The organism is Acidovorax sp. ACV01 (assembly GCF_014851495.1).
Lineage (GTDB): Bacteria > Pseudomonadota > Gammaproteobacteria > Burkholderiales > Burkholderiaceae_C > Acidovorax > Acidovorax radicis.
This window is the reverse complement of sequence record NZ_JACUZT010000008.1, coordinates 1-20,374: the sequence shown is the minus strand read 5'-3', so window position 1 is coordinate 20,374 and position 20,374 is coordinate 1. Positions and strand designations below refer to the sequence as shown.

Annotated in this window: 22 protein-coding genes; 19 read left to right on the top strand and 3 right to left on the bottom strand. The window is 60.5% G+C overall.

What is annotated here, in order from left to right; genetic code table 11:
* Window positions 1-24 precede the first annotated feature (24 nt).
* From fliG to fliR, 12 genes are all read left to right on the top strand, one after another.
* Window positions 25-1,020 carry a flagellar motor switch protein FliG gene (gene fliG / locus IB243_RS20915; RefSeq protein ID WP_010466039.1) on the top strand — a complete coding sequence of 332 codons (996 nt, stop codon included), beginning with the start codon at window positions 25-27 and terminating at the stop codon, window positions 1,018-1,020.
* Window positions 1,004-1,729: a flagellar assembly protein FliH gene (locus tag IB243_RS20910; RefSeq protein WP_029414290.1), complete on the top strand. Its 726-nt coding sequence runs from the start codon at window positions 1,004-1,006 to the stop codon at window positions 1,727-1,729. The genes fliG and IB243_RS20910 overlap by 17 nt, the downstream gene beginning before the upstream one ends.
* Window positions 1,719-3,113: a flagellar protein export ATPase FliI gene (gene fliI / locus IB243_RS20905; RefSeq protein ID WP_057229740.1), complete on the top strand. Its 1,395-nt coding sequence runs from the start codon at window positions 1,719-1,721 to the stop codon at window positions 3,111-3,113. The genes IB243_RS20910 and fliI overlap by 11 nt, the downstream gene beginning before the upstream one ends.
* 19 nt (window positions 3,114-3,132) lie before the next feature.
* A complete protein-coding gene (gene fliJ, locus IB243_RS20900) occupies window positions 3,133-3,597 on the top strand; it encodes a flagellar export protein FliJ (RefSeq protein WP_057229739.1) in 465 nt (154 codons plus the stop codon).
* 2 nt (window positions 3,598-3,599) lie between these two features.
* The gene (locus tag IB243_RS27170) at window positions 3,600-4,949 is read left to right on the top strand and encodes a flagellar hook-length control protein FliK (RefSeq protein WP_225585151.1); all 1,350 of its coding nucleotides are present in this window, start codon (window positions 3,600-3,602) and stop codon (window positions 4,947-4,949) included.
* Window positions 4,950-5,364: 415 nt separating this feature from the next.
* The gene (gene fliL / locus IB243_RS20890; RefSeq protein ID WP_010466028.1) at window positions 5,365-5,892 is read left to right on the top strand and encodes a flagellar basal body-associated protein FliL; all 528 of its coding nucleotides are present in this window, start codon (window positions 5,365-5,367) and stop codon (window positions 5,890-5,892) included.
* Window positions 5,893-5,910: 18 nt separating this feature from the next.
* Window positions 5,911-6,915: a flagellar motor switch protein FliM gene (gene fliM, locus IB243_RS20885; protein ID WP_010466026.1), complete on the top strand. Its 1,005-nt coding sequence runs from the start codon at window positions 5,911-5,913 to the stop codon at window positions 6,913-6,915.
* Window positions 6,905-7,342, top strand: coding sequence for a flagellar motor switch protein FliN (gene fliN, locus IB243_RS20880; RefSeq protein ID WP_010466023.1), 438 nt, complete (start codon window positions 6,905-6,907; stop codon window positions 7,340-7,342). Before fliM ends, fliN begins: the two co-directional genes overlap by 11 nt.
* A gap of 7 nt (window positions 7,343-7,349) precedes the next feature.
* On the top strand, window positions 7,350-7,706 hold the full coding sequence (locus IB243_RS20875) for a flagellar biosynthetic protein FliO (RefSeq protein WP_192429120.1): 357 nt from the start codon (window positions 7,350-7,352) through the stop codon (window positions 7,704-7,706).
* Window positions 7,699-8,469: a flagellar type III secretion system pore protein FliP gene (gene fliP, locus IB243_RS20870; protein WP_010466020.1), complete on the top strand. Its 771-nt coding sequence runs from the start codon at window positions 7,699-7,701 to the stop codon at window positions 8,467-8,469. The genes IB243_RS20875 and fliP overlap by 8 nt, the downstream gene beginning before the upstream one ends.
* A gap of 11 nt (window positions 8,470-8,480) precedes the next feature.
* Window positions 8,481-8,750, top strand: coding sequence for a flagellar biosynthesis protein FliQ (gene fliQ / locus IB243_RS20865; protein ID WP_010466018.1), 270 nt, complete (start codon window positions 8,481-8,483; stop codon window positions 8,748-8,750).
* Between the two features lie 84 nt (window positions 8,751-8,834).
* Window positions 8,835-9,605 carry a flagellar biosynthetic protein FliR gene (fliR, locus tag IB243_RS20860; protein ID WP_010466016.1) on the top strand — a complete coding sequence of 257 codons (771 nt, stop codon included), beginning with the start codon at window positions 8,835-8,837 and terminating at the stop codon, window positions 9,603-9,605.
* Between the two features lie 25 nt (window positions 9,606-9,630).
* On the opposite strand, the gene IB243_RS20855 is transcribed toward fliR, so the two are convergent.
* Both IB243_RS20855 and IB243_RS20850 read right to left on the bottom strand, forming a co-directional pair.
* Window positions 9,631-10,260 (bottom strand): response regulator transcription factor, encoded by a 630-nt coding sequence (locus IB243_RS20855; RefSeq protein ID WP_010466014.1) that lies wholly within the window; start codon window positions 10,258-10,260, stop codon window positions 9,631-9,633.
* A complete protein-coding gene (locus IB243_RS20850; RefSeq protein WP_192429118.1) occupies window positions 10,257-11,369 on the bottom strand; it encodes an ATP-binding protein in 1,113 nt (370 codons plus the stop codon). Before IB243_RS20850 ends, IB243_RS20855 begins: the two co-directional genes overlap by 4 nt.
* 183 nt (window positions 11,370-11,552) lie before the next feature.
* Here IB243_RS20850 and IB243_RS20845 point away from each other — a divergent pair, with 183 nt between their 5' ends.
* The 7 genes from IB243_RS20845 to IB243_RS20815 all read left to right on the top strand — a co-directional run bounded on the left by IB243_RS20845 (window position 11,553) and on the right by IB243_RS20815 (window position 18,053).
* Window positions 11,553-11,999 carry a hypothetical protein gene (locus IB243_RS20845; protein ID WP_010466010.1) on the top strand — a complete coding sequence of 149 codons (447 nt, stop codon included), beginning with the start codon at window positions 11,553-11,555 and terminating at the stop codon, window positions 11,997-11,999.
* 49 nt (window positions 12,000-12,048) lie between these two features.
* Window positions 12,049-12,411: a response regulator gene (locus IB243_RS20840; protein ID WP_010466008.1), complete on the top strand. Its 363-nt coding sequence runs from the start codon at window positions 12,049-12,051 to the stop codon at window positions 12,409-12,411.
* A 39-nt stretch (window positions 12,412-12,450) separates the two neighbouring features.
* Window positions 12,451-14,601 (top strand): chemotaxis protein CheW, encoded by a 2,151-nt coding sequence (locus tag IB243_RS20835; RefSeq protein WP_192429116.1) that lies wholly within the window; start codon window positions 12,451-12,453, stop codon window positions 14,599-14,601.
* Window positions 14,602-14,657: 56 nt separating this feature from the next.
* The gene (locus IB243_RS20830) at window positions 14,658-15,146 is read left to right on the top strand and encodes a chemotaxis protein CheW (RefSeq protein WP_010466005.1); all 489 of its coding nucleotides are present in this window, start codon (window positions 14,658-14,660) and stop codon (window positions 15,144-15,146) included.
* Between the two features lie 101 nt (window positions 15,147-15,247).
* Window positions 15,248-16,153 (top strand): CheR family methyltransferase, encoded by a 906-nt coding sequence (locus IB243_RS20825; protein ID WP_082606997.1) that lies wholly within the window; start codon window positions 15,248-15,250, stop codon window positions 16,151-16,153.
* Between the two features lie 28 nt (window positions 16,154-16,181).
* Entirely contained in the window at window positions 16,182-16,931 is a 750-nt protein-coding gene (gene cheD, locus IB243_RS20820; protein WP_029414287.1) for a chemoreceptor glutamine deamidase CheD, read from the top strand.
* 15 nt (window positions 16,932-16,946) lie between these two features.
* Window positions 16,947-18,053, top strand: coding sequence for a chemotaxis response regulator protein-glutamate methylesterase (locus IB243_RS20815; RefSeq protein WP_010465997.1), 1,107 nt, complete (start codon window positions 16,947-16,949; stop codon window positions 18,051-18,053).
* 83 nt (window positions 18,054-18,136) lie between these two features.
* Here IB243_RS20815 and IB243_RS20810 read toward each other — a convergent pair whose 3' ends face one another.
* The gene (locus IB243_RS20810) at window positions 18,137-20,035 is read right to left on the bottom strand and encodes an ATP-binding cassette domain-containing protein (RefSeq protein WP_192429114.1); all 1,899 of its coding nucleotides are present in this window, start codon (window positions 20,033-20,035) and stop codon (window positions 18,137-18,139) included.
* Window positions 20,036-20,374 lie beyond the last annotated feature (339 nt).

The window sequence follows — 20,374 nt, the reverse complement described above, 5'->3', positions numbered from 1 at the left end:
CCACCGAACCCACGGACGACGACCATGGACGACCAAGGACTCAACGACGCCGCCATCATGCTGATGTCCCTCGGCGAGGAAGAGGCGGCCGAAGTGTTCAAGCATTTCTCGCCCAAGGAAGTGCAAAAGCTTGGCGAGACCATTGCCCGCATGCGCTCGGTGTCGCGCGACAAGGTCGATCAGGTCATCAACAAGTTCTCCAACGCGGCGGCGGCGCAGAGCTTGCTGGTGTCGGACACCGGCAACTATGTCCGCGCGGTGCTCAAGCGAGCGCTGGGGGACGACAAGGCGGGCCTGCTCATCGACCGCATCTTGCAGGGTGGAGATGTCTCGGGCATCGAAAGCCTCAAGTGGATGGACCCGCTGTCGGTGGCCGAACTGCTGCGCAACGAGCATCCGCAGATCGTGGCGGCGATCCTGGTGCACCTGGACAGCGACCAGGCATCGGGCATCCTCATGCACCTCACGGACCGCCAGCGCAGTGAAATCCTGCTGCGCGTGGCCACGCTGGAGGGCATCCAGCCCACGGCGCTCAAGGACCTGAACGAGGTGCTGTTCAAGGTGCTGGCCGGCGGCGACAAGATCCGCAAGAGCTCGCTGGGCGGCGTCAAGGCCGCGGCCGAGATCATCAACCTGCTGGGCGGCAACATGGACGCCGTGGTGCTGGAGTCCATCCGGGGCTACGACCCCGATCTGGCCCAGAAGATCATGGACAAGATGTTCGTGTTCGAAGACGTGCTCAAGCTCGACGACAAGGCGATTCAGACCGTGCTCAAGGAAGTGGCGTCCGAAACGCTCATCGTCGCGCTCAAGGGGGCGGTGCCGGAGTTGCGCGAGAAGTTCCTGTCGAACATGTCGTCGCGTGCCTCCGAGGCATTGCGCGAAGACCTCGAGTCGCGTGGCCCGATGCGGCTGTCCGAGGTCGAGGCCCAGCAAAAGGAAATCCTCAAGACCGTGCGTCGCCTGTCCGACGAGGGTCAAATCGTGATCGGATCTGGCGGTGATGATGCCTTCGTCTAGCCAGCGCTCTTATTCGCGCTTCATTCCCAGCGAGGAAGTGGGCGATTTCACGCAGTGGAAGTTTGGTGCGGTGGATGGCTCTGACCTGGTTGAGCCGGCGGAGCCGGAGCCTGTGGTGGAGATCCCGGTCGAAATTGATGAGGCTGCGCAGCAGGCACTGATTCAGCAGGCGTGTGACGATGCCTATGCCGAGGGCTTTGCCCAGGGGCAAGCCCAGACGGCGCTGGAATGGCAGCGGCGCATGGACGAATACATTGCCCAGCAAGGGCACGAAACGGCGCAGCGGTTGCAGGGCGTGGTGCAGACCCTCGATGCAAGCCTGATTGACATGCAGCAGCAGATGGCACAGCAACTGCTGGAGCTGGCCTGTGACATTGCGCGCCAGGTGGTGCGCCAGGAACTGTCCGTCAATCCCAATGCGTTGCAGCCCGTGGTGAAAGAGGCTGTGGGCATGCTCGTGACCGAAGGGCGACCTGCCATGGTTCGTCTCCACCCGGCCGACATGGAGGTCATGGCACAGCCCCTGCGCGAAGCAATCGACGCCCCGGGTGTGCAATGGATGGCCGATGCGGCGGTGCCGCCGGGCGGCTGTCTGGTCGAATCAGCCGGGACGGTGGTGGATGGCAGCCTCGACAAACGCTGGCAGCGTGCCATTGCCGCACTGGGACTCCAGTCGCCATGGGAAGAGGAGGGCGGCGATGACCGTTGAATCTCCTTCCGCCTGGACGTGCCTCATGGACGATGCGCGTGCGCGTGTTGCCGAAGGCGCGCCGCTGGAGACGCGCGGCACGCTGACCCGGCTGACGGGCCTGGTGCTGGAAGCCGTGGGCATTCGCGTGCCGGTGGGCTCGCAGTGCATGGTCCAGATGCCGGGGCACGCCCCCGTGCTGGCAGAAGTGGTGGGGTTTTCTGCCGACCGCGCATTTTTGATGCCTGCGGGAGATATCCACGGGCTCTCCAGTGGTGCCAGCGTGGTGCCCGCTGCGCCCTACATTCCCGTGCCGCGCCTGGGTGAGCCTGCGCGGGCCATCCAGCGTGCGGGTGTGCTGCGTTTGCCAATGGGTGAAGGCCTGCTGGGCCGGGTGGTGGATGCGCAGGGTTTGCCGTTGGACCACGGTGGGCCTGTGCAGGATGTGGTGTCCGAACCCATGGGACGGCGCCAGATCAATGCCATGGACCGCGATCCCGTGCGCGAATCTTTGGACACGGGCGTGCGCGCCATCAATGCCCTGCTCACCGTGGGGCGCGGGCAGCGCCTGGGTCTGTTCGCGGGATCTGGTGTGGGCAAGAGCGTCTTGCTGGGCATGATGGCCCGCTACACGCGGGCGGATGTGATTGTGGTGGGACTCATTGGCGAGCGGGGGCGTGAGGTCAAGGAGTTTGTGGAAGACATTCTGGGCGACGACGGCCGCGCCCGCTCGGTGGTGGTGGCCGCACCTGCCGATGCCCCGCCCCTTTTGCGCATGCAGGGTGCGGCGTATGCCACCGCCGTGGCCGAGCATTTTCGGGACAAGGGCAAGCACGTGTTGTTGCTCATGGATTCACTCACCCGCTATGCGATGGCCCAGCGAGAAATTGCGCTGGCCATCGGTGAGCCGCCCGCCACCAAGGGGTATCCGCCCTCCTGTTTTGCCAAGCTGCCTCAGCTGGTGGAGCGCAGTGGCAACGGGCTGCATGGCGTCGGTTCGATCACGGCGTTCTACACCGTGTTGTCGGAAGGGGATGACCAGCAGGACCCTATCGCGGATGCGGCGCGGGCCATTCTGGATGGGCACATCGTGCTGTCGCGGGCCCTGGCCGAGACGGGGCACTTCCCGGCCATCGACATCGAGCAGTCTGCATCCCGGGTGATGCACAACGTGGTGTCGCGGGGGCATTTTGATCTGGCGCGACGCTTTCGGGCCGTGTACTCGCGTTACCAGAAAAGCCGTGATCTGGTGCAGGTGGGTGCGTACATGAGCGGGTCAGACCCCGCCCTGGACGAGGCCATTCGCCTGCAGCCGCAGATGGCAAATTTCCTGCAGCAGGACATGTTCGAGGCGGCCTCCATGGACCAGAGCGTGGCGGGCATGGCTGCGGTGCTGGACCATTGAACGCCGTGGGTAGCGAGCCATGTCCAGCCTCAACTCCCTCGCCGTCGCTGTGGAAGTGGCTTCCCGCAAGCGGGACGACGCGCGCAAAGTGCTGCAGGACATGCTGGCTGCGCAGCAGGCGGCGTGTGCCCAGCTCGACCAGCTCGAAGACTATGCCCGTGAGACGCAGGCGCGTTGGGGCATGAAGGCCGACACGACGATGAAGCCCGAGGTGATGTACCACCACTACCAATTCATGGACCGCCTGGGCCATGCTGCGAGTGTCCAGAGCACTGTGGTGGGGGAGCATGCCAACCGGGTGGAGGCAGCCAGGCGCGCCTTGCTGGAGGCAGAGCTGCGGCTGGCAAGCCTGCGCAAGGTCGTGGAAAAGCGGCGCCATGACCTGGAGTTGGCCGAAATGCGAAGAGATCAGAAACAAACCGATGAGCGGGCTGCATTGCAGTACCGCAGTGAGATTCAGGGCTCTGCGGGCCGGGAGTATTGACAATGGAACCCACAAAAATTTCTTCTTCCCAGGGCACCCAACCCGCCCACGCCGCACGTCCCCGGTCCACTGCCCAGGCCTCGGATGCGAATGCACCGGGGGCTGGAGGCTTTCTCGCACTGATGGCTGCGCTGGGCGATGTGTCCCAAGGGGATGGCGCTCCGCTGGATCTTGCGGCCTCCGTGGTGCCTTCCGACGTTGTCTCTACCGACGCTGCGAAGGGCGCGATGGACGTATCGGCCATGGCGGCATGGCAAGGTCTGCTGGTACCCGGCGCAAGCGCGCGGGTGGATGCTGCCGCGCCTGAGGGGTTTCAGGAAGGCGGCATTCTTCGTACCGGAGTGCAAAACGGATCGACAGTGGGGGCGGGTGCGCAAGGGGGGGGCGTCCAGGGTGGTTTGACTTCTATGGCGAGTTCCCTGGTCGCCACGGACGGCCTTCCACAAGGGATGGTGGCGGAAACGGCCATGCTCGACACCTCGGTGGACCTGAAGGAGGGGCTCCCTCAAGCCGGCGGGACGGCGCACGGCCGGGTTTTTTCTCGCATGCAGAGTGCGTTGTCCCAAAAGGCAGATGCCTTGGAGATGTCTACAGGGCGCTCACCGGTGGGCGGCGCCATGCTGCAGTCGCCGGGCCACCAGGGGTCGGCCTTGGCTGCGGTGCAGGCCGCCAGCGAGCGGATGGTGGTGGGTGCGCCCGCCGCTGGCGCAGCGGATCGCAGTATCAGTGGTGGGGGGGATCCTGCAGGCGGCGGCGTGGCGGCTTCCATCATTGACGGTTTGTTGTCTCCGGTGGCATCTGCACAGGGTGGTGGCGGTGCAGACGGGGGAGGGCGCTCTGGCGAAGGGCGTTCCGGGGCTGGGGCGTGGTTCGATAGTGGGGGCGGCTCCGGGCCGGTGGAGGCTGGTTCCCTGGATGGGGTCGGCGTGTTCACAGATCCCGCACAGGCGGGCGCTGAAGAGCAGGTGACTGAGCAGGTGGCTTATTGGGTCAATCAGAAGACACAGAATGCAGAGCTCACGCTCAACCGTGACGGTCAGCCGGTGGAAGTTTCGGTATCGTTGTCTGGCAACGAAGCCCATGTCACGTTCCGCAGCGACCAGCCGCAGACCCGTGAACTGCTGGACCGCAGCATGGCACAACTGAGTGAACTGTTGCGCAGTGAGGGCCTCGTGCTTTCGGGTATGTCGGTCGGCACCTCGGCAGGACAGCGTGGAGATGCCGGGGGCTCCGAGCGCCAGAGCCAACGTGATGGAGCCCGCCAGGCGCAGGTGGTCGCCACCGCGCCCGCGGGCACAGCCTCGTTGCTGCGCGGCGGGGCTGCGGACCGCGCCGTCGATGTTTTTGTGTAAATCCAGGCGGGCAACGGGGCCGTCGGTCTGTCGCCATGCTGCATTCCTGGGCGAGGTCCCGCCATGGGGACGCTACGCTGGCGGCCGCGTGCTGACAATGTGTTGTGCCTCACGTGGCATTTCTTCTTGCGGCGTTGTGACGAAATCCTTGCCTGGATGCCATGAAGGGCATGCGGCCACCGCGAGACCGTGAATGGTTCCTGCGGTTGCGCGCAGAGGGCCTAGCGCAGCGAATGCCATGGTTTTGGGCTTTTATTCTGGCTATTATTGGTTGCAGCCTCGCCCAATAATGGGCCATCCGGTTTTGCCCGCCCAGGGACTGCGCGGGTACCACCCGTCCCCATAGCAAGGAATCCGCACTGTGTCAGCCAATACTCCCGCAACTCCCGCAGCGGCCCCGGCCAAAAGCAAGAAGATGCTCATCATCATCATTGGCGTTGTGGTGGCGGTGCTGGTGATTGGCGGTGGCGCGGCGGCCTGGTTCATTGCCAGCCGTTCTCATGCCGACGAGGAGGAAGGTGCTGCACCCGCCCGCAAGGAGGCCCCCAAGGTGGCCCCCACTTTTCTGCCCATGGAAAACATGGTGGTGAACCTGGCGGACCCTGGCGGAGACCGGTTTGCCCAGATCGGCATTACCCTGGAACTAGAAGATGCCAAAACGGCGGAGCAAGTAAAGCTCTATCTGCCTTCTATACGCAGTGGCATTCTGATGTTGATTTCTCAGCGGACCTCCAGCGAATTGCTGCAGCGGGAAGGCAAGGAAAAACTGGCTGCCGACATCTTGCGGGAAGTCTCGCGCCCGCTGGGTTACACGGTTTCGACAGAGCGCCCACGGGCTGCGGCGGCCGACAAGGAGGACGACGCGCAGGAGCGGCCTTCGCGTCGGCGCACGGAGCGTAACCCGGTGCACCGTGTGCTCTTTTCCAGCTTCATCATCCAGTGACCCGGGCGAGGACCAGTCATGAGTGATTCATTTCTTTCCCAGGAAGAGGTCGATGCCCTTCTCGAAGGGGTTACTGGCGAGAGCCAGAAATCGGTCGAGGAAGTGGCGGAGGCGGGCTCTGTCCGCAATTACGACATTTCCAGCCAGGAGCGCATCGTCCGTGGACGCATGCCGACGATGGAAATCGTCAATGAACGGTTTGCGCGCAACTTCCGGATCGGGCTTTTCAACTTCATCCGCCGCAGCCCTGAAATTTCAGTGGGCACTGTGTCCGTGCAGCGTTACAGCGCTTTTCTGCGCGAGCTGGCGGTGCCCACCAATTTCAACATTGTGGCCATTCGTCCGCTGCGCGGCAGCGGACTGATCGTGTGTGAACCGTCGCTGGTGTTCGGCATCATCGACACGCTGTACGGCGGTGTGGGCAAGTTTCAGACTCGGATCGAGGGGCGAGATTTTTCACCCACAGAGCAACGGGTCATCAACCGTCTGGTGGACGTGATTTGCGCCGAATACAAAAAGGCATGGCAGGGCATCTATCCGCTGGAGCTGGAGTACCAGCGGTCTGAGATGCAGCCCCAGTTTGCCAACATTGCCACCCCCAGCGAGATTGTCGTGTCCACGGCATTTCAGTTGGAAATCGGGGATCTTTCAGGCGCAATTCATATTTGCATGCCCTATGCGACGCTGGAGCCGATCCGCGACGTGCTGTACTCGTCCACACAGGGCGACTCCATTGAGGTGGATCGCCGCTGGGTCCGTGTGCTGACACGTGAAATCCAGGCGGCCGAAGTGACCCTGGTGGCAGAACTGGCCCGTGCGGATGCCACCGTGGAGCAGTTGTTGGCCATGAAACCTGGTGATTTCATCGAGCTGGACCGTGAGCCCCGCATTCGTGCGTCGATCGGAGGGGTTCCCATTTTTGAATGCCAGTACGGAACGCACAATTCCAAGTACGCCATTCGTATCGAAGAATGCCTGCGCAATGCCGACATGAGCTGGCTGGGAGAAAAAGATGTCAACTGAAGAAGATAACAAGGATGCAGGCGCGGACGACCCATTTGCGGGTTGGGCGGAGGCACTTGAAGAGCAAAAACGGACCGACGACAAGCCCGGCGACGTGGAGCAGGGTGGTCCGTTGTCCGGTGAGCCGGTCCGTCCTTTTTCAGGCGGCGGCGATGGTACGGTCAACGATATCAACATGGTGCTGGACATACCCGTCCAGTTGTCGGTGGAGCTGGGACGGACCAAGGTGCCGATCAAGTACATCCTTCAGCTGGCCCAGGGCTCTGTCGTGGAACTCGATGCCCTCGCGGGTGAGCCAATGGACGTGCTGGTCAATGGCTATCTCATTGCACAGGGCGAGGTCGTCGTGGTGAACGACAAGTTCGGTATCCGTCTCACGGATGTGGTGACTCCTTCCGAGCGCTTGCGGCGGGTCAGTCGTGGATAGTGGCAGCATGACGCAGACGCTGGTTGTTGTTGTCCTTTTTGTCGGCGCCATGGCCTTGTTGCCGTGGCTAGTCCGTCGACTGCAGCAGCGCCACGCGGCGAGTGGTGCGGGTGTTGGTGCTGCGTCCCGGGTGTTGTCTGCGGTGGCAGTCGGACCCCATCAGCGCGTGGTCACGGTGGAGGTCGGACCGGAACATGCGAGGACCTGGCTGGTGCTGGGCGTGACGGCGCAGCAGGTGAGCTGCTTGCATGTGCTTCCCGTCGGCCCTTCTGCTGTTCCCAACTCAGCTTCCAATGCGGAACCTTCTTTTGCGCTGGAAATAGCTTCCGCAGTGAACACTCCCGGAAGTCCTGCCAATGTCTGACGTGTCACCTGTCCGTAGTGTGGTGTTGCTGGGGGCAGTGGTTGCCGTGAGTTTCTTGGTGCATGCCCCGGCCTTCGCGCAGGCGTCCGCTGGCTCCTTGCCGCTGGTGGTGGGTAGCGGTCCGTCTGGCAACAGCTACTCTGTGCCCATCCAGACACTGCTGTTCTTTACCGCACTCTCTTTCTTGCCGGCAGTGCTGCTCATGATGACGGGCTTCACTCGGATCGTGATCGTCTTGTCGCTGCTGCGCCAGGCGCTGGGCACCCAATCGGCGCCTCCCAACCAGGTCATCATCGGGTTGTCGCTGTTTCTCACTTTTTTCGTGATGGGGCCTACGCTGGACCGTGTGTACCAGGATGCCTACGTCCCTTACACCAACAACACCATTAGTTTTGAACAGGCCCTGGAGAAGGCCGAAGCGCCTATGCGCAGCTTCATGCTCAAGCAGACTCGGCAATCCGACTTTGCCCTCTTTTCCCGCCTGGCGCGCCTCGATTCCAGTGTGACTGCGGAGACCGCGCCCTTGAGGGTGCTGGTACCGGCGTTTGTCACCAGTGAGCTGAAGTCGGCGTTTCAGATCGGGTTCATGATCTTCATTCCGTTTCTGGTCATCGACATGGTGGTGTCGAGCATTCTCATGTCTCTGGGCATGATGATGTTGTCTCCGGTGCTGGTGGCGCTGCCGTTCAAGCTCATGCTGTTTGTGTTGGCGGATGGCTGGAACTTGCTGATCGGTTCGCTGGCTGCCAGCTTTGTGCCTTAAAGGAGTTGCCAATGACTTCGCAAATGGTGCTGACCATAGGGCGCGATGCCCTGACACTGCTCCTAATGATCTCCATGCCCGTGCTCGGGGTGGTCATGGCGGTGGGGTTGATCGTGAGCATTTTTCAGGCCGTTACCCAGATCCATGAAGCGACGCTTGCTTTTGTGCCCAAGCTGATTGCCGCCATGGTCGTTTTTGCCATTGCGGGTCCTTGGATGCTCAGCACCCTGGTGGACTTTATCCGGCGGACCATCGAATCCATTCCTTCGATGATCGGCTAGTTCCATGAAAAGGGCGAGCTATGGGCGTGTTTCCCGCCGCCGGATGTTCGCAGTCTCCGTTTCCGGCTGACGCCTGAGGATCGCGTGATCACCTTCACCGAAGCCCAGCTGATGGCTTGGCTGTCTCCCATCCTGTGGCCCTTTTTGCGTGTGTTGGCCGTATTTTCAGTCGCGCCGGTGTTCTCCATGCGAACAGTCCCGATGCGCGTCAAGATCGGACTGGCGTTTCTGGTGGCCCTTTGCGCGCAGGGCGTGCTGGGTGATCAACCGGTCATCAGTGTCAATGGCCGAGAGGCGTTTGGTGCCGTCGCGCAGCAGGTGGCTGTGGGGCTTGCGATCGGATTTTCAGTCCGACTGGTGTTTGCCGCTGTAGAACTGGCAGGTGAAATCATTGGCTTGCAGATGGGGTTGAATTTCGCGTCGTTCTTTGACCCGTCCTCCAATGCGCAGATCAGCGCCGTTGCGCGCTTTTTTGGGCATATGGCGACGCTGCTTTTTGTGGTTATCAACGGCCATCTGTTGATTCTGATGGCGGTGGTGAAAAGTTTCGACCGCTTTCCGGTCAATGGCAACTTTCTGCAGGCGCTGGGGCAAATGCGCCTTTATGAGCTGGGCTCTTCGCTGTTTTCCAGCGCGCTGTGGATCGCGCTGCCCATGATTGCGCTTCTGCTTTTTGTCAATTTGACGCTCGGCATCATTTCGCGTGTCGCGCCACAAATGAATATCTACGCGGTGGGTTTCCCCGTGACACTGACCGTGGGGATGCTGGGCATTGTGGCCACGCTGCCCCTTTTGGAGCAACCCGTACTGGCACTCATGCAGCAGGCAGTCGATCTGTTTGCCGCTCAGAGATAGAGCGTTAGAGAGCCTGGGCGCGGAGTCAGACCAGCTGGTTCCGGATGGCGTAGACGGTGAGTTCTGCGTTGTTGGAAAGTTTGAGTTTTTCCAGGACCCGGGAACGGTACACGCTCACCGTCTTCGGGCTCAGCATCAATTCCTCTGCGATGTCCGACAGCCTGCGGCCGGATGCTATCTTGACCAGTGTCTGCAGTTCCCGCTCGGACAGCGCCGTGTGCGGCGCTTCCGGCGTAGGCTGGGCCAGGCTGTCCGCCAGCATCTGCGCAACTTCTGCCGTGAGGTACTTGCGCCCCTGCATGACGGTCCGCACGGCGGCAATCAACTCGACGGGGTCTCCGGCCTTGTTGGCATAGCCCTGAGCGCCAGCCTTCAGGCAGCGCAGGGCGTACTGGTCTTCTGGATACATGGAGACCACCAGCACCTTGATGGTGGAGTGGGTTTCACGCAAGCTGGTGAGCACTTCCAAGCCGCTGCGACCCGGCATGTTCAAGTCCAGCAGCAGTACATCGCAGGGGGCGGAGCGCAGCACCTCGCGCAGCTCGGAATATCCTCCAGCCTCGCCCGTCACCTGGATGTCGGGTGCGTCGGCCAGCGTGTCGCGTATTCCCCGCCGCAAGACGGCATGGTCGTCGCACAGGACCACATGAATCACTGCGCATCTCCTGAGGCTGGTGGTGTAGGGTGCGATGTTAGCGGTATGGACAGGATCACGGAGGTGCCATGACCGGGACGGCTGCTGATATCCAGCCACCCTCCCACGGTCTTGGCGCGTTCATGCAGGCCTTTAAGCCCGAAGGCTTTGGGTTTTTCGAGCATGACGGGGTCGATGCCCTGGCCGTCGTCAGTCACTTCCAGCGTCAGCACGTCCTCCTTGTCGGAGAGATCAATGTGTACCGTTTTTGGGTGCGCGTGTTTGGCGATGTTGGTCAACGCTTCCTGCGCCGTGCGATAGGCAACCAGCTGGATATCTGCGGCTGCCTGGATGGTTTCGCTGCTGCTTACAACACGGGCTGGAATTCCGGAGCGGCGTTCAAATCCGGCGGCAAGCCACTGCACCGCTGCGACCAGCCCTTGTTCAAGAATGGGGGGGCGCAGATTCATCATGATGCGCTGGCTGGCCCCGATGGCGTGCTGCAGCATTTCCGTCGCAGACGCCGCGTGTTCCTGCATCTCAGGGTTGGCACTGTGGCGCCCAATCCACGCCACATCGAACCTCACGGCGGTCAACGCGCCGCCAATGTCGTCGTGTATTTCGCGAGCAATGGACGCGCGCTCCTGTTCGATCGATGTTTGCAGATGCTCCGTCAGATCCGCCAGTCTGCGCTCGGAGGCTTCGAGTTGCGCAACAGCCCGTTCGCGCGCCTGCCGGGCTTCGTGAACCTCCAGAGCGCGTGCGATGACGTGGGGCAGGCGTTGAAGGTCGTCCTTGAGCAGATAGTCGGCAATACCCAGGCGGATCGCGTCCACAGCCGCCGACTCGCCGATGGCCCCCGAAAGAAGCACAAAGGGTGGGTGGTGCGGCTTTTGCACCACATGCGCCCATGCGTCCAGCGCAGTGAAGCCGGGCAGCCGGTAATCTGCCAAGATGATGTCGAACGGCTGGGTGTCAGTCAGTCGCTGGAAATCAGGAAGTGAGTCCACCTGACGGAGGTGGCAGTGGAGCCCAGACCGTCGCAGGGTCAATGCGGTCAACTCATGATCCGCCAGTGAATCTTCAAGATGCAGGATGCTGAGGGTCTGGTCTGGTGCTATGGTGACCATAGGAGCGCTATCATAGGATACAAATTGGAACAAACAAGGGTGTTTGTCCGATTGGGATGGTTTCCGCGTCAGCGTCCAATGGGTGCTGACACGAGGGTGCACAAGGGCTTTGGGCCATTGTGCGGGTGTCGTAGTCCTGTGTTTTTTGCGTGCTTTGCTGCTGCGTGCCGCGATGGAGAAACGATGCAATCTACGCTAACAACGTCTGGAGGACCTGCTGTCCAGGTTCCCGTCATGGTGGCGGCAGAACTGCAGGATTCGTTGCTGGTCGTTATGCATGACCTGCATCGCCTGGAAGGACTGCTTAACCATGCAACCGACAACCTGCTGGAACGCTTCGGAGAGGCGAATGCCGTGCTAACGGATGCCGCTGTTGCAGATTCCCCTGAGCTGGTGGCAGCCCGTGCAGCACTGCGGAGTGCTGTAACCGAGTTGCAGTTTCAGGACATGGCATCCCAGTTGATCTGGCACACGACCAAAGTGCTGCAAGGATGCGCTTTCCGCCTTGCCTCCGAGGCCATGGGCAACGAAGATGGTGAAGAAGCCGCCCCCTTTGCGGAGATGGCGCCCGACCGGCCCAATCCCGTCACGCAGAGCGAGATGGATGCGGGTTCTGTGGACCTGTTCTGACCCTCACATCACTGGTTCACCTATATATTCAAGTCAGTTGGAGCCTTACATGCAATCGATCCTTGCCGTAGATGATTCACCGTCCATGCGAAAAATGGTGTCGTTCACTCTCACGGGTGCCGGCTATCACGTCGTGGAGGCAGTGGATGGGCAGGATGCCCTGGAAAAGGCCGAGAGCCACAACATTGATCTCGTGCTGGCAGACCAGAACATGCCTCGGCTGGACGGGATTGGACTCACGCGAAAACTGCGTGAAAACCCAAAATTCAAGACCATTCCGATTCTGATTCTCACTACCGAGTCCAGCGATCAGATGAAGCAGGCGGGGCGGACCGCAGGGGCCACGGGCTGGCTCGTCAAACCCTTTGATCCTAATCGCCTGATCGAAGTTATCCAGAAAGTGATCCGCTGAGCCGGTTGTCCAGGATCACCAAGTACACAGGAGCCCACGATGGCGGAAACCTACCAAGAAGGATCGGGTGCAGGCGCTGACTTCGACCTGAGCCAGTTCTATCAGATCTTTTTCGAGGAAGCGGGCGAAAACCTGGACCAGATGGAGCAGATGCTTCTGGACCTGGATTTGAGTAGCGCCAACGACGAAGAACTCAATGGCATCTTCCGGTGTGCCCATTCGATCAAGGGTGGTTCGGCCACTTTTGGGTTCTCGGATGTTGCCGAACTGACCCACCAGATGGAGTCTCTTTTGGATCGGTTGCGCCGCCATGAACTGCAGCCCATCCCCCAGATGGTGGACGTGCTGCTGGAATCTGCCGATGCTTCCCGCAGCCTGTTGGCCCGCCACCAGGCGGGTGGACAGGGCGATGCTGTGTCCACCACTTCACTGGTCCGTCGCATCAGTGAGCTTGCTGCGGGGCTGGTACCCGGCGATGCCCCCGCTGTGGCTCCACCGCCGTCGCCTGCGGCACCTTCACCAGCACCCCAGGTTGCTGCGCCTGCGCCCGCACCGAAGGTGATTGCGCCGGCGGTGGCAGGCCAAGCGCGCATGCTGGAGATTCAGATTGGCCCGTTGGACCGATTGGAGCAGGCGGACGCCATCAAGGAGCTGTTCCGGGATATCCCTGGCCTCGGGGCTATTCGTGACATAGAAAGTCAACAGCCAAATACGCGGCTCTTCGCGGTGGAAACCACCTCCACCAATGACGACCTTCTCGACCTGTTTGCCTTTCATGTGGCCAAGGAGCAAGTGCTGATTCGCGATGCTGGGGGTGCAGCGCCAGCACAATCACCTGATGAGGATGAAGAAGCTGCACTCGCAGCCGGTGCTGCAGGGGGTGAAGCCTACGGATTCTTCAATGACGCGCCTGGTGCGCCACGTGCCGATGCACCTCAGGCGGCTGCACATGCCCCCGCGCAAGCCTCCAAGGCGGTGGTGGCGCCAAAGGCCAGTGAGCCTAAGGTTGCCATGCAGGCACAAATGGAGTCCACAACGATTCGCGTCGATGTGAAAAAGGTCGATCAGCTGATCAATCTGGTGGGTGAACTGGTGATCACCCAGGCGATGCTGGCCCAAAACAGCCGTGGGTTGGATGCGGGTGCTTATCAACAGCTGCTGGCGGGACTGGCCGACCTGGATCGCAACACTCGCGATCTTCAGGAGTCGGTCATGTCGATCCGCATGATTCCGATGTCGATTGTTTTCAGCCGTTTCCCCCGCATGCTGCGGGACTTGGCCAACAAGCTGGGCAAGAAGGTTGAACTGGTGACGCTGGGCGAAGCCACCGAACTGGACAAAGGTTTGGTCGAGAAGATCACGGACCCGCTGACCCACCTGGTGCGCAACAGTTGCGACCACGGGATCGAGATGCCGGCAGACCGATTGGCCAAAGGCAAATCCGAGCATGGAACCATCACGTTATCGGCCTCTCACCAGGGCGGCTCGATCGTGATTGAGGTGCGCGACGATGGCCGTGGACTCTCGCGCGAAAAAATTCTCAGCAAAGCACAAGAACGTGGCATTGAAGTGTCCGAGCAAATGAGCGACGCCGAAGTCTGGCAGTTGATCTTTGCCCCCGGTTTCTCTACCGCGGATGAGGTGACCGACGTGTCGGGGCGTGGTGTGGGTATGGATGTGGTCAAGCGCAACATTGCTGCGCTCAACGGCTCGGTTGAAATCGATTCCGCTGAAGGTTACGGGATGAAGGTCTCTGTGCGCTTGCCGCTGACGCTGGCCATCATGGATGGCATGTCCGTGGGAGTGAGCGATGAGGTTTACATTCTTCCGCTGTCTTCGGTGGTGGAGTCTTTCCAGGTCAATGCAGACGATGTGAGCACCGTGGCCCAGGGCTCGCAACTGGTGAAAGTGCGCGACGAGTACATGCCTGTGATCGCGCTGGAGAAAATTTTCCAGGTACCGCGTTTCGATCCAAACAAATCCAGCAACATCATGGTGGTTGTGGAGGCGGATGGCAGCCGTGTGGCGCTGTTGGTCGATGAGTTGCTGGGCCAGCACCAGGTAGTCGTCAAGAACCTTGAGTCGAACTACCGCAAGGTCCCCAACGTATCCGGGGCCACCATCTTGGGCGACGGCACGGTTGCGCTCATTCTGGACACCGGTGGCTTGGTGCGACGGGCGCGCCACTAGATTTAAGCGGCTGTGTCCGAGAGGGGCATGGCGCTGTCACGAAAGGAGAATGCACCATGAGTGTGATGGGTAAAACTGCAGAAGCGGTGCCAACGGGCACCCGTGAATATCTGACGTTCCGCCTCGACCAGGAAGAGTACGGCATCGACATCCTGAAAGTGCAGGAAATCCGTGGCTATGAGCCGCCTACACGGATTGCGAACGCTCCCAATTTCATCAAGGGTGTCGTCAATCTGCGTGGGACCATCGTGCCCATTGTCGATATGCGCCTCAAGTTCAACTGCGCGCAGGCCGACTACAACAGCTTCACGGTGGTCATCATCTTGAACCTCCGTAACCGGGTGGTTGGAATCGTGGTGGACTCCGTCAGCGACGTCATGGAACTGACGCCGGAGAGTATCCGCTCGGCACCAGATATTGAAAGCGCCATCGACAACAGTTGCATTCTCGGACTTGGATCGGTGGGGGAGCGCATGCTGATTCTGCTGGACATCGAAAAGCTCATGTCCGGTGTAGACATGGGGCTGGTGACTGCCAACGAGTAGGACGCCTCCGTCGCTAACGTGGTGGAACCGTCACCTGCCAGTTTGCGGGTGTGGCTTGCAGATCTCTAGGAGCGAACAGGATTTCCCGTCGGACGATCAATATGGCCCCAACCACCAGTGCCTCTTCTGCAACCCGGCCCACTATCGGCAGGGTGGACCCCGCGTATGCCGCTGCGGCGGCCCCGTCGGGGCCGCTGGCTCAGGGGCGTGAATTTGTCTGGACCAACGCAGATTTTGCGCGGGTACAGGCCCTGATCTATCAGCGGGCGGGGATCAGCTTGCACGACGGCAAGCATGCCATGGTGTACAGCCGGCTTTCACGCCGCTTGCGGGATACGGGGCACAGCAGTTTTCATGACTATCTGGGATGGTTGGAGACGCACGACGGCCCGGAGTGGCAGGAGTTCATCAATGCGCTCACTACCAACCTCACGGCATTTTTCCGCGAGCAGCATCACTTCGAAATTTTTGCTTCACACCTGCGGGGCAAGCCGTCTGCCGGCTGGAAGGTTTGGTGCAACGCGGCGTCCACCGGAGAAGAGCCTTATTCGATTGTCATGACGGCATTCGAGGCGCTGGGGGCCAACGCTTCGTTCAAGCTCACTGCCAGTGATATTGATTCCCGTGTCTTGGCGACTGCGGCGCAGGGTGTCTACCGTCTTGACAGCCTCAAGGGCTTGAGCCCGGAGCGGTTGCAGAAATTCTTCCTGCGTGGGAAGGGTGGCAACCTCGGCATGGTGCGGGCCAAGCCGGAATTGCGACGCGCGATTGATTTCATGAGCGTGAATCTCATCCGGGACGACTGGCCGTTCAAAGAACCCTTTGATGTGGTTTTTTGCCGCAACGTGATGATCTACTTTGATGCCCCTACGCAGAGGCGTGTGCTGGAGCGGATTCACCGGGTCTTGAAGCCTGGGGGCATGCTGTTTGTGGGACATGCCGAAAACTTTAGCGAGTCCAGAGACCTGTTTACGCTGCGTGGCAAAACCGTGTACGAGCGCCGCTGACCTGCCATGTTGCCTCGCACCTAGCCCCATGACCAATATTCCATCAGGATCATCTCTTCCTCCGGCCGCAGCCTCTCCAGGCTCGTCCGAACGGCGACGCGCCCCGCGCATTGCGCCATTGAGTGCGGACATCTATTCCGCAGGTACTGGACCCGCACGGGAGTCTTCGCTGCAAGAGCTCAAAACACGCAGCCGCAAGCCTGGGGAGGCATCTTTTTTCTATCTTGACCATCATTTCCAGCACAACGCTGTGAAAGTCCTCCCTGGTGAGTATTTTGTCGGCGACGAGAACATGATCATCATGACCGTGTTGGGGTCGTGTATTGCCGCCTGTCTTTGGGACAGCCGCGCGCACGTGGGTGGGATGAACCACTTCATGCTGCCCGATGGTGATGTTGCGGATGCGTCAGGGCGTTATGGCTCGTATGCCATGGAATTGCTGATCAACGAGATGCTCAAGCTGGGGGCCCGTCGCGAAACCATGCAGGCCAAGATTTTTGGGGGCGCGCAGGTGATGCACAACTTTACGACCATGAATGTCGGAGAGCGCAACACCAATTTTGTTTTGAACTACCTGCATACGGAGCGTATTCCCATCGTCTCCGAGGATGTCCTGGATATTTATCCGCGCAAGGTGGTTTTTTTCCCTATCACAGGGAAAGCCATGGTCAAGCGATTGGCGCATGCACACCCCGAAGCCTTGGTGGCCCAGGAAGTGCGCGGCAATGCAGCCACTGTGGCAAAGACTACCTCGGGCGGTTCTGTTGATCTGTTTTGAGGAAGGCGTGAGTTAATGAGCAGGAAAATCCGGGTGATCGTGGTGGACGATTCGGCGTTGGTCCGCAGTCTGCTGTCCGAGATCATCAACCGGCAGCGGGACATGGAGTGCATCGGCACCGCCAATGATCCCTTGGTGGCGCGCGAGATGATCCGCGAGCTCAATCCCGATGTCATCACATTGGATGTTGAGATGCCTCGCATGGATGGCATCGACTTTCTGGGGCGTTTGATGCGCTTGCGCCCGATGCCTGTGGTGATGATTTCCACGCTGACGGAGCGGGGCGCTGAGGTGACGATGAAGGCCCTGGAGCTGGGTGCCGTCGATTTTGTAGCCAAGCCCCGTGTTGGCTTGGCCAGCGGCCTCAATGATCTTGCGGCCCAGATCGTGGATAAGATCCGCGTGGCTGCGGTGGCCCAGGTTCGCCGCGCGCCCGCGCGTGAAAACACGCCTTCCGGCGGTGCGGGAGGATCGGCTGGAGTGGCAGCAGCGCCCACCGCGTCAGCGCTTCTGGGCCGCTTGTCCACCGAAAAGCTGATCTGCATCGGTGCGTCCACGGGTGGCACGGAGGCTATCAAGGAGGTGTTGGTGCAGATGCCTGCGGATTCGCCAGCGATCGTCATCACTCAGCACATGCCCCCAGGGTTTACCACCAGCTTCGCGGCTCGGCTGAATGGTCTTTGCCAGATCACGGTCAAAGAGGCGGTGAATGGCGAGCGCATCTTGCCTGGCCATGCCTATATTGCCCCGGGTGGTACTCAGTTTCACGTGGCCCGCAGCGGCGCCAATTATGTAGCGGTGGTGGATGACGGACCACCCGTGAACCGCCACAAGCCCTCGGTAGAAGTGTTGTTCAAATCGGCCGCAGCTGTAGTCGGACGCAACGCGTTCGGCATCATGCTCACCGGTATGGGAAACGATGGGGCCGCTGCGATGCGGGAAATGAAGGACGCTGGCAGCTACAACTATGTGCAGGATGAAGCGACCTGCATCGTTTTTGGTATGCCGCGTGAAGCGATTGCCCATGGCGCTGCAGACGAAGTTCTGCCGTTGGGGCAAATTGCGTCGGCATTGATCGCACGCCTGCGCGGTGCTACAGACCGACTGCACCATCGAATCTGATGGCGTAACTGGCATAGCTGGCATGCGCAGACCGGATGCTTCCGGCGATTGCGCAGCCTTGGTGTTGCCCGGTGTCGGCTGGTTTATGCGGCCAGGGCTGTCCAGCGCTCCAGCGACGTCATCAACGCTTCCTCTATCTCGCCAGCCCGTGCGGTCATGGCTGTGGCCTTTGCAGGATCGGTGCTGTACAGCCTTCCATCGGCCAAGGCCGCTTGCAGTTCTTGCTGTTCTGATTCCAATGCCGCTATTTGCGCGGGAAGTTGATCAAGCTCGCGCTGCTCTTTGTAACTGAGTTTCTTTTTTGATAGCTGCTCAGGCTTATTGGATAAGCCCTGGGCGGTATTTCCATTCAAATTTTCTCTGTCAGCTTTCTTGGTGGTGGGCGCGGACGCATTGAGGGCCCTGCTGCGCTTGGATTGCACAAGCCAGTCCTGCACGCCCCCTTCGTACTCGCGCCACAAGCCGTCGCCTTCAAATGCGATCGTGCTGGTGACCACGTTGTCGAGAAATGTCCGGTCGTGGCTGACGAGGAACACGGTACCTTCGTAGTTTTCCAGTAGCTCTTCCAGGAGATCCAGCGTGTCGATGTCGAGATCGTTGGTGGGTTCGTCCAGCACCAGGACATTCGCGGGGCGGGCGAACAGCCGTGCCAGCAACAGACGATTGCGTTCGCCACCGGATAGGGAGCGGACCGGGGAATGCGCCCGGGCGGGAGAGAACAGGAAATCACTCAGATAGCTTTTGACGTGCTTGCGCTGGTTGCCGATCTCGATCCATTCGCTGCCCGGGCTGATGAAGTCTTCCAGGGTGGCATCCAGATTGACGGCGTGGCGCATCTGATCGAAATAAGCAACCTGCAGGTTAGCCCCTTGGCGGATGGTTCCCTCGTCAGGTGCCAACTCGCCCAGGATCATTTTGAGCAGCGTGGTCTTCCCTGCGCCATTGGGGCCAATCAGTCCTACTTTGTCCCCGCGCAGGATGGTTCCGGTGAAATTGCGAACGATGGTCTTGTCGCCGAACGACTTGCCGACTCCCGTCAGCTCCGCGACGATCTTTCCCTGGTATCCGTTGGAGCCACCGGTCGCCACATCCATGCGAACGCTGCCGACCACTTCGCGGCGTGCTTCGCGGCGCGCACGCAAATGCTCCAGGCGGCTGATGCGGCTCTGGCTGCGAGTGCGGCGCGCTTCGACGCCGCGGCGTATCCAGACTTCTTCCTGTGCCAAAAGCTTGTCGGCTTTGGCGGAAATGACGGCCTCCTGCGCTAGCTGGTCTTCCTTTTGCAGCTGATACTGCGCGAAGTTACCGGGGTAGGATCGCAATTGACCCCGGTCCAGCTCAACGATGCGGGTGGCGACGCGATCGAGGAATGATCGATCATGGGTGATGGTGACAACGCTGCCCGGAAAATCGAGCAGAAGGTCCTCCAACCATTCGATTGAATCGAGATCCAGATGGTTGGTGGGTTCGTCGAGCAGCAGTACATCTGGGCGAGCCACCAGCGCCTGTGCCAGTGCGACACGTTTCTTGGTTCCACCCGACAGCGTCCCGATGACAGCGTCGGGATCAAGGTGCAGCCGCTGCAGGGTCTCCTCTACCCGCTGCTCCCAGTTCCAGGCATCGTACGCTTCGATTTCGGATTGCAGTGCGTCCAGGTCAAGCCCTTCCGCGCCCGACAGATACTGATCGCGGATTGCGATAACCCGCTGCAGTCCTTCAGAAGCAGATTTGAAGATGGTGGCCGTAGCGTCCAGCGATGGCTCCTGGGCCACAAAGGCAATTCGCACGCCTTGTTGGACCTGTAGCGAGCCGTCGTCCGGCTTTGCAAGACCGCCGAGAATTTTGAGAAGCGAGGATTTGCCTGCGCCGTTGCGACCGATCAGTCCAACGCGTTCTGCAGTCTCCAAGGAAAAGCCGGCGTGGTCCAGCAATGCAACGTGCCCAAATGCGAGTTGGGCTTCCAGTAGGGTGATAAGTGCCATAAGGGCTGGATTATCGGGGCGAGAGGCTGCGCAGCTCTCCGTTGCCTCTGTTGGACTGGTTTTGGTCGCGCTCTGTTGGCGAGAGTCTCTGCTACTTTTTGTCCTATATAGATAGCGGTGCAGCTGCGCGACAAGTGGTCGCAGCTTGCTGCGCGTAGTGGGCTGACGTGCAGACCCGTGTTCGGGGCGAGTGAGGCTTCCTAAAATTTCCCCCCATCTTTCTTGCCGCCCCTAAAACTAGTGCTATAGTCGAGGGCTTCGCTACTGAGGCGGTTCTGCAGAAATGCAGAGAGCTGGTTGTTCGGGTGGTGATGGGGCTGAGGCCTTGTTGCTGCAGGG

Coding starts and splice junctions, on each gene's coding strand:
- fliG (WP_010466039.1), top strand. CDS start 25: ATGGACGACCAAGGACTCAACGACGCCGCCATCATGCTGATGTCCCTC.
- IB243_RS20910 (WP_029414290.1), top strand. CDS start 1,004: ATGATGCCTTCGTCTAGCCAGCGCTCTTATTCGCGCTTCATTCCCAGC.
- fliI (WP_057229740.1), top strand. CDS start 1,719: ATGACCGTTGAATCTCCTTCCGCCTGGACGTGCCTCATGGACGATGCG.
- fliJ (WP_057229739.1), top strand. CDS start 3,133: ATGTCCAGCCTCAACTCCCTCGCCGTCGCTGTGGAAGTGGCTTCCCGC.
- IB243_RS27170 (WP_225585151.1), top strand. CDS start 3,600: ATGGAACCCACAAAAATTTCTTCTTCCCAGGGCACCCAACCCGCCCAC.
- fliL (WP_010466028.1), top strand. CDS start 5,365: ATGCTCATCATCATCATTGGCGTTGTGGTGGCGGTGCTGGTGATTGGC.
- fliM (WP_010466026.1), top strand. CDS start 5,911: ATGAGTGATTCATTTCTTTCCCAGGAAGAGGTCGATGCCCTTCTCGAA.
- fliN (WP_010466023.1), top strand. CDS start 6,905: ATGTCAACTGAAGAAGATAACAAGGATGCAGGCGCGGACGACCCATTT.
- IB243_RS20875 (WP_192429120.1), top strand. CDS start 7,350: ATGACGCAGACGCTGGTTGTTGTTGTCCTTTTTGTCGGCGCCATGGCC.
- fliP (WP_010466020.1), top strand. CDS start 7,699: ATGTCTGACGTGTCACCTGTCCGTAGTGTGGTGTTGCTGGGGGCAGTG.
- fliQ (WP_010466018.1), top strand. CDS start 8,481: ATGACTTCGCAAATGGTGCTGACCATAGGGCGCGATGCCCTGACACTG.
- IB243_RS20850 (WP_192429118.1), bottom strand. CDS start 11,369: ATGGTCACCATAGCACCAGACCAGACCCTCAGCATCCTGCATCTTGAA.
- IB243_RS20845 (WP_010466010.1), top strand. CDS start 11,553: ATGCAATCTACGCTAACAACGTCTGGAGGACCTGCTGTCCAGGTTCCC.
- IB243_RS20840 (WP_010466008.1), top strand. CDS start 12,049: ATGCAATCGATCCTTGCCGTAGATGATTCACCGTCCATGCGAAAAATG.
- IB243_RS20835 (WP_192429116.1), top strand. CDS start 12,451: ATGGCGGAAACCTACCAAGAAGGATCGGGTGCAGGCGCTGACTTCGAC.
- IB243_RS20830 (WP_010466005.1), top strand. CDS start 14,658: ATGAGTGTGATGGGTAAAACTGCAGAAGCGGTGCCAACGGGCACCCGT.
- IB243_RS20825 (WP_082606997.1), top strand. CDS start 15,248: ATGGCCCCAACCACCAGTGCCTCTTCTGCAACCCGGCCCACTATCGGC.
- cheD (WP_029414287.1), top strand. CDS start 16,182: ATGACCAATATTCCATCAGGATCATCTCTTCCTCCGGCCGCAGCCTCT.
- IB243_RS20815 (WP_010465997.1), top strand. CDS start 16,947: ATGAGCAGGAAAATCCGGGTGATCGTGGTGGACGATTCGGCGTTGGTC.
- IB243_RS20810 (WP_192429114.1), bottom strand. CDS start 20,035: ATGGCACTTATCACCCTACTGGAAGCCCAACTCGCATTTGGGCACGTT.